The sequence below is a fragment of the Sphingomonas sp. 2378 genome (assembly GCF_038084995.1).
Classification (GTDB): Bacteria; Pseudomonadota; Alphaproteobacteria; order Sphingomonadales; family Sphingomonadaceae; genus Sphingomonas.
This window is the reverse complement of sequence record NZ_JAXCMJ010000003.1, coordinates 153,293-167,726: the sequence shown is the minus strand read 5'-3', so window position 1 is coordinate 167,726 and position 14,434 is coordinate 153,293. Positions and strand designations below refer to the sequence as shown.

The window sequence follows — 14,434 nt, the reverse complement described above, 5'->3', positions numbered from 1 at the left end:
CGCGGAGGCGCGGAGATGCGGGATATAGACGAGATCAGTGGAGCCGTTCTCGACGTGGCGTTGCATATGCACCGCGACTTGGGGCCGGGGTTGCTGGAAAGCGTCTATGAAACCGTTCTGGCGGGCAAGCTGGACCGGATGGGTTTCAGGGTCGCCCGTCAGCGTCCAGTAGACATTCATTTCGACGGCATGACCTTCGATGCCGCTTTCCGTATCGATCTCCTCGTTGATGAGCGTTTGCTCGTCGAAATCAAATCGGTTGAGCGGCTGACCGCCGCTCATGCCAAGCAGCTGCTGACCTATTTGAGGCTGACCGGCCAGCCGGTCGGTTTGCTGATCAACTTTGGCGGCGCAACGCTGAGAGAAGGGGTGCGACGGATCGTCAATTCCCACACTCCCTCCGCGTCTCCGCGTCTCCGCGTGAACCAAAGAATCGGAGAATAAGCATGTTCGACCTGACAGGAATGACCGCCCTCGTGACCGGCGCATCGGGTGGGCTCGGCTCGGCGGTGGCGAAGGCGCTGGCGGCGCAGGGGGCGAAGCTGGCGCTGTCCGGCTCCAATATCGACAAGCTGGAGGCATTTCGCGCCGAACTGGGCGGCGATCATGTCGCGGTGCCGTGCAACCTGTCCGACCCCGTCGCGGTCGACGCGCTGATCCCGCAGGCGGTGGAAGCGCTGGGCGGCAAGATCGACATCCTGGTCAACAATGCGGGCGTCACGCGCGACAACCTGACCATGCGGATGAAGGACGAGGAGTGGGATCAGGTGATCCGCGTCAATCTGGAGGCCGCGTTCCGTTTGATCCGCGCCGCCGCCAAGCCGATGATGAAGGCGCGTTTCGGTCGTATCATCTCGATCACCTCGGTCGTCGGTGCCACCGGCAATCCGGGGCAGGCGAACTATGCCGCATCGAAGGCGGGCCTTGTCGGCATGTCCAAGGCGGTGGCCCAGGAACTGGCCAGCCGCAACATCACCGTCAACTGCGTCGCGCCGGGCTTCATGCGCTCGGCGATGACCGACGTGCTGCCCGAGGCGCAGAAGGCCGCACTGCTCACCCGCATTCCGGCGGGCGATCTGGGCAAGGGCGAGGATATCGGCGCCGCCGTCGTCTATCTGGCGTCCAAGGAAGCGGGCTATGTCACCGGCCAGACGCTGCACGTCAATGGCGGCATGGCGATGCTGTAAAAGGCGTATTTGCCACGAATGATCCTATCCTGGTCCAAGTCCGTCGCCGGACGGGCTTGCCAGACATGGGCGCGCGTTCTACGTGCGTTCAGCAAGTATCAACCCCCGATGAATTACGAGAAGGGATTACCATGAGCGAGACCGCCGACCGCGTGAAGAAGATCGTCGTCGAGCATCTCGGCGTCGAAGCCGACAAGGTGACCGAGGACGCGAGCTTCATCGACGACCTCGGTGCCGACAGCCTCGACATCGTCGAGCTCGTCATGGCGTTCGAGGAAGAGTTCGGTGTCGAAATCCCGGACGATGCCGCCGAGAAGATCACGACCGTCAAGGACGCGATCACCTATATCGACGAGAACAAGGCCTAATTCCGGGGCCACTCGGCCTGCGTGATCCGCAGGCCGAACGGGCCGTCAGGCCAGGTTGCAAGCGGCTCCCCGATCCCGACTAGCGGGCGGGGAGCCGTTTTCGTTATGGAATGGAGTGGAATATGCGGCGCGTCGTCGTAACCGGATTGGGTCTTGTCACGCCGTTGGGCGCGGATGTGGAAACGGCCTGGGCCAATCTGATCGCTGGCAAGTCCGGCGCGGGAACGATCACCCGCTTCGATACCACGGGGCAGAAATGCACCATCGCGTGCGAGGTGAAGCCCAAGGATCATGAATATGGCTTCGACCCCGACAAACGCGTCGACCATAAGGTCCAGCGTCAGGTGGATCCCTTCATCGTCTATGGCATCGACGCCGCCGGACAGGCGCTGGAAGATGCGGGCCTGACCGAGATGGACGAGGCGACGAAGCTGCGCGCGGGCGTGTCGATCGGCTCGGGCATCGGCGGTCTGCCGGGTATCGAGATCGAGTCGGTCAACCTGCATGAGCGCGGTCCTGGCCGGGTCAGCCCGCATTTCGTCCATGGTCGCCTGATCAACCTGATCTCGGGCCAGGTCAGCATCAAATATGGCCTGATGGGCCCGAACCATGCGGTCGTCACCGCCTGCTCGACCGGCGCGCATTCGATCGGCGATGCGGCGCGGATGATCCGCGACGACGATGCCGACATCATGCTGGCGGGTGGTGCGGAGAGCACGATCAACCCGCTGGGCGTGGCGGGCTTTGCCCAGGCGCGCGCGCTCAACATGAGCATGAACGACCGTCCGACCGAGGCGAGCCGCCCCTATGACAAGGGCCGCGACGGCTTCGTGATGGGCGAGGGCGCGGGCGTGGTCGTGCTCGAGGAATATGAGCACGCCAAGGCGCGCGGCGCGAAGATCTATGCCGAGGTTGTCGGCTATGGCCTGTCGGGCGACGCCTATCACGTCACCGCGCCGCATCCCGAGGGCAAGGGCGCGGAGAATGCGATGCGCATGGCGCTGCGCAAGGCGGGCATGGAGCCGTCGGACATCGACTATATCAACGCGCATGGCACCTCGACCATGGCCGATACGATCGAACTGGCCGCGGCCAAGCGCGTGTTCGGCGACGACCTGTCGGGCGCGTCCATGTCGAGCACCAAATCGGCGATCGGCCATCTGCTGGGCGGGGCCGGTGCGGTGGAGAGCATCTTCTGCATCCTGGCGCTGCGCGACCAGATCGTGCCGCCGACGCTGAACCTCGACAACCCGGACGAGGGGACCGAAGGCGTCGACCTGGTCCCGCACAAGGCCAGGAAGCGGGAGGTGAAGGCGGTGTTGAACAACTCGTTCGGCTTCGGCGGGACCAATGCCTCACTGGTGATGAAGGCGATCTAAACGTCACTTGCCGTTCGGACGGGGCGGTTGTGTTGCCAAGGGACGCGGGCGAGTTCCGGACTTGCACCTCGACTCCGCTCAGGGCGAACGGAGGACAGGCTTTATAAAGAACGACCCCGGCGACGTCCGGGTCCGGTTGCAATCTGGATCAAGCCGCGCCATCGGCCTGACACGCAAGCGGACCCGGATCGTCGCCGGGGTCGTTCCATGTCGGGGGCCCAGCGCCCTAGTCAAAACCGGGTGAGATATGCGCAAGGTCGGCTGTATCGGATTGCTGCTGGGGCTGATCGGCATCGCCGTCTTCGCCTGGGTCGCACATGACTGGGCGGGCAGCGGCCCGGCGGCCAAGCCGCTCGCAGTCGTCGTGCCCGAGGGGGCGAGCCTGGCGCGCGCCGCGAACGAACTGGAAAAGGCCGGAGCGATCCGTTCGGCCAGCCGGTTCCGGCTCTATGCGCGGGTGTTTGGCGGCGGCGGAGCGATCAGGGCGGGCGAATATGCCATTCCCGAACGGGCCAGCGCCTCGGACGTGTTGACGCTGCTTCAGGACGGCAAGGTCCGCCAGCGGCTGGTTCCCGTGCCGGAAGGCTATCCCTCGGTGCTGGTCCACGACGCGTTGCTGCGCGCCGATGGCCTGACCGGCGATGTGCCCGTTCCCGCCGAGGGTTCGATCCTGCCCGACAGCTATGCCTATCAGAAGGGCGACACCCGCGCTTCGGTGGTCGGGCGGATGCAGAAGGCGATGAAGGATTATCTCGCCAAGGCCTGGGCGAACCGCAAGCCCGGCATCGCGGTTACCTCGCCCGAACAGGCCATCATCCTGGCCTCGATCGTCGAAAAGGAAACCGGCAAGCCATCCGAGCGGCGTACCGTCGCGGCGGTTTATGGCAATCGTCTGCGCATCGGCATGCCGCTTCAGGCGGATCCGACCGTGATCTATCCGATCACCAAAGGGCGTCCGCTCGGCCGCCGCATCCTGCGGTCCGAACTCCATGCGAAGAACGGCTACAACACCTATGCCAGCCCCGGCCTGCCGGTCGGGCCGATCGCCAATCCCGGCCGCGCCTCGATCGACGCGGTGCTGGACCCGGCGGACAGCAAGGCGCTGTATTTCGTGGCCGACGGATCGGGTGGCCATGTCTTTGCCGACACGCTGGCGGAGCATAACGCCAATGTGCGCAAATGGTACGCGATCCGCCGCCAGCGCGGGGAAATGTAAGGTTCGCCACTCGCCGCGCAGCCCTTTGCCGTTGAGGACCGAACAGGCAGTGGAAAAGCGGCCGCCAAGACCGCGCTGTCGGCACTTCACGCTTGCCAGACGTGATCGCGGCGGACGCTGACCGGTCCTCCCATCTCCGATGGGGAGGGGGACTATCGCGTCAGCGATGGTGGAGGGGTGTGGCCCGGACTTTCAGCAAGGGCTGGCGGGAGTGGCAGTCCCACCGCCCCTCCACCACCCGGCTGCGCCGGGCGGACCTCCTCCCCAAGCAAAGCTTGGGGAGGATTGGGGGTTAGCCGCGCAGTGCAGCCGCCGCGCGCGCCTTGGCTTCGACATCGGCCATCGACCCGCCCGTTACCCAGCTACCGCCGACGCACAGCACGCGGTCGAAGGCCAGCCAGTCGGGCGCGCTCGCCTCGGTGATGCCGCCGGTCGGGCAGAAGCGCGCCTGGTAGAAGGGCGCGGCCAGCGCCTTCAACGCCTTCAGCCCGCCGCTCGTCTCGGCCGGGAAGAACTTGAAATGGGTCAGGCCCAGATCGAGCCCGCGCATGATGTCGCCCGCATTGGCGATGCCGGGCAGATAGGGGATGCCGCTCTCGATCACTGCCGCACCCAGCCGGTCGGTCAGGCCCGGCGAGACGATGAACTCCGCGCCCGCATCCGCCACGTCGCGGAGCTGCTGCTCGTTGACGACGGTGCCTGCGCCGACGATCGCGCCGGGGACCTTCTTCATCTCGGCCATGGCCTCCAGCGCGGCGGGGGTGCGCAGCGTCACCTCCAGCACCTTCAGGCCACCCGCGACCAGTGCCTCGGCGAGAGGCTTGGCGGTGGCGGCATCGTCGATGACCAGCACGGGGATGACCGCGCTGGTGCGCATGATGGTGGCGATGTCGGTCATGTATGCTCCTGTGCGAAGGCCGCGGCCGCGCCGAACAGGCCGGGCTGGGGATGGGTGATGAGCTTGACGGGGATGCGCGCCATCAGCGACTGGAAGCGCCCCTTGGCGACGAAGCGCTGGTCGAAGCCCGAGCGCAGCAGCTTGTCCTTGATGCGATAGCCCAGGCCGCCCGCGATCACGACGGTCTTGGCCCCCTGCGCCAGCGCGAAGTCGCCCGCGACCGCGCCCAGCGCCAGGCAGAAACGGTCGAGCGCGGCGAGCGCGATCGAATCAGTGCCGTCCAGCGCCTCGGTCCAGATTTCGCGGTCGTCGCGGCTGGGCACCGCGCGGCCCTCCAGCGAGGCGAGCGTCTCATAGATGGCAATGATGCCGGGCCCCGAGCAGATCCGCTCGCACGACACGCGGGTATAGGTGCGGCGCAGGCGCTTCAGGATCGCATCCTCGATCCCGTCCAGTGGGGCATAATCCATATGCCCGCCTTCGGTTTCGATGACATGGTAACGCTGGGGCGTCATGAGCACCTGTGCGACGCCAAGGCCCGTGCCGGGGCCGCAGACGGTGACGACGCCGTTGTCCGTCATCGGCTCCTCGGGGCCGCAGATGTGGAGGAAGTTCTCCTCCGGCACCTGCGCCACGGCATGGCCGACCGCGCCGAAATCGTTGATGACGGTATAGACGTCCGCACCCAGCCGCTCGGGGACCAGCGAGGGGCGGATGACCCAGGGATTGTTGGTCATGCGGATCACGTCGCCGGTGATCGGCGAGGCGATGGCGAGCGACGCCGCCTTGGGCAGCGGGCGGCCCAGATGCGCCCCGAACGCTTGCCACGCGGTCTGGAGCGAGGCGTGCTCGGCGGTCTTCTGCGTGCAGGGCTCGCCCAGCTTGACGACGCGCCCGTCCTCGACCTCGGCGATCGCGAAGCGCGCATGCGTGCCCCCGATGTCGACGGCAACGATTTCCATGATGTCCTCCCCTGAACTCTTACAGGCCCGCGCCGGCCAGAACCGGCGACGCGCCCTTTTCGGCTTCGTCGGCGGCCTGGCGGAACAGCGCGAACAATTCGCGGCCCATGCCCTGAACCGGGGCAGGCGTCTCGGCCAACTGGCGCGAGGCCCATTCGGCCGGATCGACCAGCGCGTTCAGCGTCCCCTCGACCGCGTCCAGCCGGACGATGTCGCCATCGCGGATCAGGCCGATCGCACCGCCGCCAATCGCCTCGGGGCTGAGATGGATGGCGCAGGGCACCTTGCCGCTCGCCCCCGACATGCGGCCATCGGTGACCAGCGCCACCTTGAAGCCCCGGTTCTGGAGCACGCCCAGCGGCGGGGTCAGCTTGTGGAGTTCGGGCATGCCGTTGGCCTTGGGGCCCTGGAAGCGGACCACGACGACCACGTCGCGTTCCAGCTCGCCCGCCTTGAACGCGGCCTGGACCTCCGACTGGTCGGAGAAGACGCGGGCAGGGGCCTCGATGACCCAGCGCTCGCGCTCGACCGCCGACACCTTGATGCAGGCGCGGCCCAGATTGCCCGACAGGATGCGCATGCCCCCATCGGTCGAGAAGGGCGCGGCGGCGGGGCGCAGGATCGTCTCGTCGCCGCTGTCGCCGACCGGGGTCCAGGCCAGCTTGTCGTCCGCGATCACGGCGGTCTGGCCATAGTCCGACAGATCCTTGCCCGCGACGGTCAGGATGTCACGATGGAGCAGCCCCGCCGACAGGAGTTCGCGGATCACATAGGGCATGCCGCCCGCCGCCTCGAACCCGTTCACGTCCGCCGAGCCATTGGGATAGACCCGCGCGATCAGCGGAACGGCGGCGGAGAGGCGATCCATATCCTCCCAGTCGATGACGATCCCCGCCGCGCGCGCGATGGCGGGCAGGTGGATCAAATGGTTGGTCGAGCCGCCGGTCGCGAGCAGGCCGACCGCCGCGTTGACGATCGCCTTTTCATCGACACAGCGCCCCAGCGGCCGGTAATCCTCGCCCCGCTGTCCGATCGCGGCCAGCCGGTGGACGGCGGCGCGGCTGAGTTCCTGGCGTAGCTTGGTGCCCGGATTGACGAAGGCGGCGCCCGGCATGTGCAGGCCCATCACCTCCATCATCATCTGGTTGGTGTTGGCGGTGCCGTAGAAGGTGCAGGTGCCCTTGCTATGATAGGCGGCGATCTCGGCGTCGAGCAGTTCGTCGCGTCCCGCCTTGCCCTCGGCAAAGGCTTCGCGGACGGCGGCCTTCTGCTTGTTGGGCAGGCCGGTCGGCATCGGGCCGCCGGGCACCAGGATCATCGGCAGATGGCCGAAGCGCAGTGCGCCCATCAGCAGGCCCGGCACGATCTTGTCGCAGATGCCGAGCAGCGCGGCCCCCTCGAAGGTGCCGTGGGACAGCGCGACCGCCGTCGACAGCGCGATGGTGTCGCGGCTGAACAGCGACAATTCCATGCCAGCGTAACCTTGCGTCACGCCGTCGCACATGGCGGGCACGCCGCCCGCCACCTGCGCGGTCGCGCCGACCTCGCGCGCCCACACCTTCATCAGTTCGGGATAGCGATAATAGACGGCATGCGCCGACAGCATGTCGTTATAGGCCGACACGATGCCGATATTCATGCCGCGATCCGCCTTCATGGCGTCGCGGTCCTCCTCGGTCCCGGCATAGGCATGGGCGAGGTTGGCGCAGCCCAGATTGGGGCGGCGCACCGCCGTTTCGGCCTCTCGCGCGATCAGGTCGAGATAGGCCTGGCGTCCGGGCTTCGAGCGTTCGATGACCCGGTCGGTGACGGCCGAGACGGCGGCGTTCAGGCTCATTGCTCGCTCCAGTGGATGTCGATCGGCAGTTCGACCTCGGCCAGCACGCGACCGATCGGATAGGGCGACGACGCGCCTTGCTTGATCGCGTCCTCGAGCACCTTCTTCTTGGCCGGACCCGAAATGGCGATCATGATCGAGCGCGCCGAGACGATCCCGGCGCGGCTGAGCGTCACCCGCGCGACGGGGGCTTCGGGGGGCAGCGGATCGGGCATGACGCCCAGCGCGCGGCGTTCCTTCGGCCCGTTGAGCGCCTCGTCATAGTCCGGGCCGGGGAAGATCGAGGCGGTATGCCCGTCGCCGCCCACGCCCAGCAGCACCAGATCGAGCGGCCAGTGCAGATCCTGCATCAGCGCATCGGCCGAGCGGCCCGCGGCCTTATAATCCTCGGTCGCCTGCGGCACGATCGGCATCACCCGCGCACCCTTGGGCAGGAAGATCTTGCCGATCATGGTGACGTTGGACAGTGGATCGCCCAGCGGCACGATCCGCTCGTCGGCGGGCACGATCGTCACCCGCTTCCAGTCCAGCTTGGCCTTGGCCAGCTTCTCATAGACCGGGATCGGCGTCTTGCCGCCCGACAGCGCGATCACCGCCGCGCCGCGCGCCTCGATCGCGCTTTCGATGATGAACTGGATGTCGCCCGCCAGCGCGTCCGCCATTTCGGTGGTGTCTTCATAATCCCACCATTCGATTTCGTCGGTCATGTCATCCTGTCCTGAAATATTTCGGGGCAGGGCCGGTCCGCAGTTTCCAGCGAACGGCCCCTGCCGATCATCGCACGCCGTTCAGGCGCGTATGTCAGTCGTCCTGCCAGGTCACGCCGTCGCGCTCGGTCAGCGCAATCGCGGCGGACGGGCCCCAGCTACCGCTGGGATAGGATTTGGGCTTCACATCGGCGGCGTCCCAACCGGCCCGGATCGCATCGATCCAGGTCCATTGCGCCTCCACCTCGTCACGGCGGACGAACAGCGTCTGGTCGCCCTCGATCAGGTCGAGCAGCAGCCGCTCATAGGCGATGCGGCGGCGGGTGCCGGCGAACTCGGCGTCGAGCGACAGGTTCAGCGGCACTTCGCGCAGGCGCAGGCCCTCGCGGTCGAGGCCTGGCTCCTTCGCCATCACTAGCAACTGGATATATTCCTCCGGTTGCAGGCGGATGATCAGCGTGTTGGGCTGAAGGATGCCACCGCGCCCCGCGAACATCGAGTGCGGGACGGGCTTGAACTGGATCGCGATCTCGGAGCGCCGCGCGGCCATGCGCTTGCCGGTGCGCAGATAGAAGGGCACGCCCTGCCAGCGCCAATTGTCGACATGCGCCTTGATCGCGACGAAGGTCTCGGTCTTGGAGGGCTTGCCCAGTTCGTCGGCATAGGAGCCGACGATCTTGCCGCCGACCGCACCGTCCGAATATTGGCCGGTGACGGTGTTGTGCGGCACTTCCTCCGGCGTCATCAGGCGCAGCGAGCGGAAGACCTTGGCCTTCTCGTCGCGGATCGCGGTGCCGTCATAGCGGGCGGGCGGCTCCATCGCGATGAGGGCGAGGAGTTGCAGGATATGGTTCTGCACCATGTCGCGCAGCGCGCCCGCGCCTTCATAATAGCCCGCGCGATCCTCCAGCCCGACCGTCTCGGCGATGGTGATCTGCACATTGTCGATGCCGTGCGCGTTCCAGATCGGCTCGAAGAAGAAATTGCCGAAACGCAGCGCCAGGATGTTCTGGACGGTTTCCTTGCCCAGATAATGGTCGATGCGGAAGGTCCGCTCCTCGGGGAAGCCGAACGCCACCGCGTCGTTGATCTCCTTCGACGAGGCGAGGTCGTAGCCGAGCGGCTTTTCCAGGCCGATTCGCACCGTCTCGCCCGCCAGGCCGACCGATTCGAGGCCCTTGATGGTCGATTCGAACAGGCTGGGCGCGGTCGACAGATAGATGGCAAGACCGTTGGATACGTCGCCGACCTTCTCCGCCAGTGCCGGAAAACCCTCGGTCGAGGAGGCGTCCAGCGACTGATACTGCAATCGATTTAAGAAGCTGGCAATTTTTTCGCCGTCCTTGCGGTCGTCCGGCAGGAAGGTGTCGAGCGCCTTCTCCGCGAATTCCCGGAAGCTGGCGTCGTCATGGTCGGAGCGGGCGGTGCCGGTGATCGTCAGTTCCTCGGGCAGCAGGCCGTCGGAGTGAAGATTGAACAGCGATGGCAGCAACATACGCTGCGACAGGTCGCCGGTCGCGCCGAACAGCAGCAGCTTGCCAACGGGATTGCGCGTCATGACGTCTCCTTAGAGGACGAGGCCGGCGGTCGGATCGAGCCCGGCCATGATGTTCAGATTCTGCACCGCCGCTCCCCCGGCACCCTTGCCCAGATTGTCGAGCGTGGCGATCAGTCGAGCCTGACCCGTGGCGGCATTCCCACACAGGCGCAAGGTCATCCGGTCGGTACGGGCATTTTCCTCGATATTCACCGCCGCGACGTCGCCTGGCGCGAAGCTTACCACCCGGCCATCGGCATAGGCGTCGGCCAGCACCGCCGCGACCGTCTCCAGCGTCGGCGCGCCGGGCAGGGCATGAAGGGGCAGCGGCACCTCCACCACCATGCCGCGATAGGTATCGACCACGGCCGGGGCGAAGATCGGGGCGTGGGTCAGGCCCGAATGGCGCTGCATCTCCGGCGCATGCTTATGCGCCAGCGACAGGCCATAGGGGCGAAAGGCGCGGTTGGTGGCGCTTTCATATTCGGCGATCATCGCCTTGCCGCCGCCCGAATAGCCCGAGGCGGCGTTGACCGATATCGGCCAGTCCGCCGGAACGATCCCGGCGCGGACCAGCGGACGGACGAGCGCCAGGAAACCCGTCGGGTAGCAGCCGGGATTGGAGACGAACCGCGCCTCGGCGATCCGCTCCGCCTGGTCGGGCTCCAGTTCGGCGAAGCCATAGACCCAGTCGGGCGCGGTACGGTGGGCGGTGGAGGCATCCACCACGCGCGTCCGGTCGTTGGCGATCAGCGAAACGGCTTCGCGCGCGGCATCGTCGGGCAGGCAGAGGATGACGAAATCGGCATCGTTGATCGCCTCGCGCCGGGCATCCGCGTCCTTGCGGCGGTCATCGGGCAGGGTCAGGATCGACAGGTCGGGACGACCGGCCAGCCGGTCGGCGATCTCCAGCCCGGTCGTGCCCGCTCCGCCATCGATGAAAACCGTCTTCGTCACTGTACCCGCTCCAGCCCATCGGCATCGCAATAGCCGACCAGCCCCATATGCGTCGCGATCCCCCAAGCCTGACCGCCCGCGATTTCCAGAACCTCGAACCTCTCGCCCGAGGTCAATTCCGCCAGCACCGTGCTGTCAGACCGGCGGCCTTCGCGCAAGGTGAGCGGAACTTTGGTGGTGTAAAGCAATGGCGCGGCATAGTGGGGCGCGAACACGTATTCGGCGAGCCGCACATCGGCCAGATCGGCGCGGACCGCATGGGTGCGCGGGTCGAGTTCTGTGCGGCGACCCTGCAACGAAAAACTCTTACGCGCTGGCTCGCTGGAGGCCGGGGGCGTCGCCAGCGCCGATGAAATGTCCGAATTCTTCAAGAAAGTCCGCCCCTTCAGGTGTCCTGGCGACAAAGATGTTACGCTTGTCGCTATCATCGCGTTGGCGGCGCAGATAGCCCAGCGTTCCTAGTCTATTCAAGGCGCGGGTGACGACGGGTTTCGAGACGTTCAAAGCACGCGCCAAACCGCGCACGGTATGGGGGCCCGGGCGAAGGTAGACGACCAGCAGCAAGGCCATCTGCCGATTGGTCAGGTCGGGCTCGCCCGAACGGACATAATCGACCAGGGCGCTCATCCAGGCCAACAGCGACTGAGCTTCGTGTGGGTGGGACACGGGTGGCGATTCCAATAGCTGAGCCGGGCTTTGCCGGGCGTTGTTTCGAAGTCATAACGCCCTTTATCGGTGGTGGTTTCCACTGATGTTCCGTGAAGGTCATCAACCTGAGTCAGGGGATTCCCATTCCTCCCTGAACTTGCTCGGGGTGGTGGATGGGCAGGGCCGGTCGGACTTGCCCTCCCAACCATCGCTGGCGCGAGGGTCCTGCTCCTCAAGCTGGCTTGGGGGGAATGGGCTACCGATCTGTCCCATGGTTGATCCCGCCCCCCGGCTCGCCTATGTGCGCGGTTTCGCACACCCCTCAATCGGGATCACACGCGCCTCATGTTCGCATTTCTGCTCGTCATCCACGCTCTTATCGCCGCGACCCTGGTCACGGTGATCCTCATGCAGAAGTCGGAAGGCGGCGGTCTGGGCATGGGGGGCAGCCCGTCGGGGCTGATGTCGGCGCGCGGCGCGGCGGACTTCCTCAGCCGGGCGACGGCGGTGCTGGCGACGGCGTTCGTCGGCTTCTCGATCCTGCTGGCCGTGCTCGCGGCGACGCGCGGCGCGCCTGCCATCGATACCTCGCTGGCGCGCACGCCCGCGACTCAGGCGCCGATCACCGCGCCCGCACCCGCACCCGTTCCGTCGGACAACGCCGCGGCACCGGCACAGCCGACCGATAATTCGGCGGTTCCGCTCGCACGCTAAATTTCGTCTCCATAACAGCTTAGGCCAACGCGCCGCCGCAAATCGACGGCGGCGCGCATCTTTGCTGTTGTCGTATCCACCCCATCCAAGCTAGGCGATTCTTCCCATGGCGCGGTATATCTTCATCACCGGCGGCGTGGTTTCGTCGCTCGGCAAAGGCCTCATGGCGGCCTCTCTTGCGGCTCTTTTGCAGGCGCGCGGCTACCGCGTGCGCATCCGCAAGTTCGATCCCTATCTCAATGTCGATCCGGGCACGATGAGCCCGTATCAGCATGGCGAGGTCTATGTGACCGATGACGGGGCCGAGACCGATCTCGACCTGGGTCACTATGAACGCTTCACCGGCGTGGCCTCGCGCCAGTCGGACAACGTCACCTCGGGCCGCATCTACAAGACGATCATCGAGCGCGAGCGGCGCGGCGACTATCTGGGCGCGACGGTGCAGGTCATTCCGCACGTCACCGACGCGATCAAGGCGTTCGCGCGGGCCGATACGGTCGACGAGAATGGCGAGGACCTGGATTTCGTCCTGTGTGAGATCGGCGGGACGGTCGGCGATATCGAGTCGCTCCCCTTCATCGAGGCGATCCGCCAGTTGAAGAACGAACTCGGCCGGGGCCAGTCGATCAGCATCCACGTCACGCTGGTGCCCTATATCGCTGCGGCGGGCGAGTTGAAGACCAAGCCGACCCAGCATTCGGTGCGCGAGATCGCCGCGCTGGGCGTGTCGCCCGACGTGCTGGTCTGCCGCTGCGAGCATCCGTTGCCCGCCTCGGATCGTGCCAAGATCGGCCTGTTCTGCAATGTGCCGCCCTCGGCGGTCATCCCGGCGCTGGATGCCAAGAGCATCTATGCCGTGCCGCTGCAATATCATGCCGAAGGTCTCGATTCGGAGGTGCTGCGCGCCTTCGGGATCGAGCCCGAGGGTGCCCCCGACCTGTCGCGCTGGACCGAGATCGTCGACCGTCTGGTCAACCCGGAAGGCGAAGTGACGATCGGTGTGGTCGGCAAATATGTCGGGCTTCAGGACGCGTACAAGTCGCTCAACGAGGCGCTGGTGCACGGCGGCATCGCCAACAAGGTGAAGGTCCATATCCGCTGGATCGACGCCGAACTCTTCGAGGGCGACGAGAGCGAGATCGCGCAGCAACTCGAACCCTGCCACGCCATCCTCGTCCCCGGCGCGTTCGGCGAGCGCGGGGCGCAAGGCAAGATCGAGGCGGTCCGCTTCGCGCGCGAACGGCGTGTGCCCTATTTCGGCATCTGCTTCGGGATGCAGATGGCGTGCGTCGAAGGCGCGCGGAACCTAGCCGGGATCGCCGACGCCTCCTCGACCGAGTTCGGCCCCACCGCCGAGCCGATCGTCGGACTCATCACCGAGTGGATGGGGCGCGACGGTCTGGAGAAGCGCGAGGCGAGCGGCGATTTGGGCGGCACGATGCGGCTGGGCGCCTATCAGGCGAAGCTGGCGGGCAACAGCGTCGTCGCGTCGATCTATGGCGGGGAGGATATCTCCGAGCGTCACCGTCACCGTTACGAGGTGAATACCGGCTATAAGGACGCGCTGGAAAAGGGCGGCCTGGTGTTCAGCGGCATGTCGCCCGACGGTACACTGCCCGAGATCGTGGAGCGGCCCGACCATCCCTGGTTCGTTGGCGTGCAGTTCCACCCGGAACTCAAGTCCAAGCCCTTCGACCCGCACCCGCTCTTCGCCAGCTTCGTCGAAGCGGCGGTGAAGCAGAGCCGGTTGGTGTGATTTGAGAGCACCGCCTCACTGATAAAGGGGGCGGGGTTTTTCTTCTTTCCCGCACCGTTCAGGCTGAATGAGGGGATGTAACCCCATTCCTCCCTGAGCTTCGCTCGGGGAGGGGGACCATCGCGTCAGTGATGGTAGAGGGGCGATGACGGACCGGCCAAGCCCCTCCACCACGCCCTTCGGGCGCGGTCCCCCTCCCCAAGCGAGCTTGGGGAGGAATGTTTATTTCTCCTTTTGCCAGCCCGACCGAAACGCATAAAACAAAAGG

At 66.1% G+C, this 14,434-nt stretch carries 15 protein-coding genes; 7 read left to right on the top strand and 8 right to left on the bottom strand.

The annotated features are described in order from the left end of the window. Positions 1 to 15 precede the first annotated feature (15 nt). From SM191_RS02985 to mltG, 5 genes are all read left to right on the top strand, one after another. Entirely contained in the window at positions 16 to 444 is a 429-nt protein-coding gene (locus SM191_RS02985) for a GxxExxY protein (protein ID WP_341504920.1), read from the top strand. Between the two features lie 2 nt (positions 445 to 446). Beyond that, positions 447 to 1,187 carry a 3-oxoacyl-[acyl-carrier-protein] reductase gene (gene fabG / locus SM191_RS02980; RefSeq protein WP_306999922.1) on the top strand — a complete coding sequence of 247 codons (741 nt, stop codon included), beginning with the start codon at positions 447 to 449 and terminating at the stop codon, positions 1,185 to 1,187. A gap of 131 nt (positions 1,188 to 1,318) precedes the next feature. Then, complete coding sequence (locus tag SM191_RS02975; RefSeq protein ID WP_007403554.1) at positions 1,319 to 1,555, top strand: acyl carrier protein; 237 nt, start codon at positions 1,319 to 1,321, stop codon at positions 1,553 to 1,555. A gap of 122 nt (positions 1,556 to 1,677) precedes the next feature. Beyond that, a complete protein-coding gene (gene fabF, locus SM191_RS02970) occupies positions 1,678 to 2,934 on the top strand; it encodes a beta-ketoacyl-ACP synthase II (RefSeq protein ID WP_306999926.1) in 1,257 nt (418 codons plus the stop codon). A gap of 247 nt (positions 2,935 to 3,181) precedes the next feature. Continuing rightward, positions 3,182 to 4,150 (top strand): endolytic transglycosylase MltG, encoded by a 969-nt coding sequence (mltG, locus tag SM191_RS02965; RefSeq protein WP_341504919.1) that lies wholly within the window; start codon positions 3,182 to 3,184, stop codon positions 4,148 to 4,150. A gap of 292 nt (positions 4,151 to 4,442) precedes the next feature. On the opposite strand, the gene eda is transcribed toward mltG, so the two are convergent. The 8 genes from eda to SM191_RS02925 form a co-directional block, all read right to left on the bottom strand. Continuing rightward, on the bottom strand, positions 4,443 to 5,048 hold the full coding sequence (gene eda / locus SM191_RS02960; protein WP_042482810.1) for a bifunctional 4-hydroxy-2-oxoglutarate aldolase/2-dehydro-3-deoxy-phosphogluconate aldolase: 606 nt from the start codon (positions 5,046 to 5,048) through the stop codon (positions 4,443 to 4,445). Continuing rightward, a complete protein-coding gene (glk, locus tag SM191_RS02955) occupies positions 5,045 to 6,010 on the bottom strand; it encodes a glucokinase (protein ID WP_341504918.1) in 966 nt (321 codons plus the stop codon). The genes eda and glk overlap by 4 nt, the downstream gene beginning before the upstream one ends. A 19-nt stretch (positions 6,011 to 6,029) precedes the next feature. Beyond that, entirely contained in the window at positions 6,030 to 7,847 is a 1,818-nt protein-coding gene (gene edd / locus SM191_RS02950) for a phosphogluconate dehydratase (RefSeq protein ID WP_341504917.1), read from the bottom strand. Further along, positions 7,844 to 8,554 (bottom strand): 6-phosphogluconolactonase, encoded by a 711-nt coding sequence (gene pgl, locus SM191_RS02945; RefSeq protein ID WP_306999936.1) that lies wholly within the window; start codon positions 8,552 to 8,554, stop codon positions 7,844 to 7,846. Before pgl ends, edd begins: the two co-directional genes overlap by 4 nt. A gap of 94 nt (positions 8,555 to 8,648) precedes the next feature. After that, positions 8,649 to 10,112 (bottom strand): glucose-6-phosphate dehydrogenase, encoded by a 1,464-nt coding sequence (zwf, locus tag SM191_RS02940; RefSeq protein ID WP_341504916.1) that lies wholly within the window; start codon positions 10,110 to 10,112, stop codon positions 8,649 to 8,651. 9 nt (positions 10,113 to 10,121) lie between these two features. Next, positions 10,122 to 11,048, bottom strand: coding sequence for an N-acetyl-gamma-glutamyl-phosphate reductase (gene argC / locus SM191_RS02935; RefSeq protein WP_341504915.1), 927 nt, complete (start codon positions 11,046 to 11,048; stop codon positions 10,122 to 10,124). Next, positions 11,045 to 11,344 carry an SH3 domain-containing protein gene (locus SM191_RS02930; RefSeq protein WP_341504914.1) on the bottom strand — a complete coding sequence of 100 codons (300 nt, stop codon included), beginning with the start codon at positions 11,342 to 11,344 and terminating at the stop codon, positions 11,045 to 11,047. Before SM191_RS02930 ends, argC begins: the two co-directional genes overlap by 4 nt. Positions 11,345 to 11,354: 10 nt before the next feature. Next, complete coding sequence (locus tag SM191_RS02925; RefSeq protein WP_175311482.1) at positions 11,355 to 11,675, bottom strand: MarR family transcriptional regulator; 321 nt, start codon at positions 11,673 to 11,675, stop codon at positions 11,355 to 11,357. Between the two features lie 366 nt (positions 11,676 to 12,041). Between SM191_RS02925 and secG the strand changes: the two genes are divergently transcribed. Further along, positions 12,042 to 12,410, top strand: a complete 369-nt coding sequence (gene secG / locus SM191_RS02920; RefSeq protein ID WP_341504913.1) for a preprotein translocase subunit SecG — start codon at positions 12,042 to 12,044, stop codon at positions 12,408 to 12,410. Between the two features lie 106 nt (positions 12,411 to 12,516). Continuing rightward, complete coding sequence (locus SM191_RS02915) at positions 12,517 to 14,166, top strand: CTP synthase (protein WP_341504911.1); 1,650 nt, start codon at positions 12,517 to 12,519, stop codon at positions 14,164 to 14,166. Positions 14,167 to 14,434 lie beyond the last annotated feature (268 nt).

Coding starts and splice junctions, on each gene's coding strand:
- SM191_RS02985 (WP_341504920.1), top strand. CDS start 16: ATGCGGGATATAGACGAGATCAGTGGAGCCGTTCTCGACGTGGCGTTG.
- fabG (WP_306999922.1), top strand. CDS start 447: ATGTTCGACCTGACAGGAATGACCGCCCTCGTGACCGGCGCATCGGGT.
- SM191_RS02975 (WP_007403554.1), top strand. CDS start 1,319: ATGAGCGAGACCGCCGACCGCGTGAAGAAGATCGTCGTCGAGCATCTC.
- fabF (WP_306999926.1), top strand. CDS start 1,678: ATGCGGCGCGTCGTCGTAACCGGATTGGGTCTTGTCACGCCGTTGGGC.
- mltG (WP_341504919.1), top strand. CDS start 3,182: ATGCGCAAGGTCGGCTGTATCGGATTGCTGCTGGGGCTGATCGGCATC.
- eda (WP_042482810.1), bottom strand. CDS start 5,048: ATGACCGACATCGCCACCATCATGCGCACCAGCGCGGTCATCCCCGTG.
- glk (WP_341504918.1), bottom strand. CDS start 6,010: ATGGAAATCGTTGCCGTCGACATCGGGGGCACGCATGCGCGCTTCGCG.
- edd (WP_341504917.1), bottom strand. CDS start 7,847: ATGAGCCTGAACGCCGCCGTCTCGGCCGTCACCGACCGGGTCATCGAA.
- pgl (WP_306999936.1), bottom strand. CDS start 8,554: ATGACCGACGAAATCGAATGGTGGGATTATGAAGACACCACCGAAATG.
- zwf (WP_341504916.1), bottom strand. CDS start 10,112: ATGACGCGCAATCCCGTTGGCAAGCTGCTGCTGTTCGGCGCGACCGGC.
- SM191_RS02925 (WP_175311482.1), bottom strand. CDS start 11,675: ATGAGCGCCCTGGTCGATTATGTCCGTTCGGGCGAGCCCGACCTGACC.
- secG (WP_341504913.1), top strand. CDS start 12,042: ATGTTCGCATTTCTGCTCGTCATCCACGCTCTTATCGCCGCGACCCTG.
- SM191_RS02915 (WP_341504911.1), top strand. CDS start 12,517: ATGGCGCGGTATATCTTCATCACCGGCGGCGTGGTTTCGTCGCTCGGC.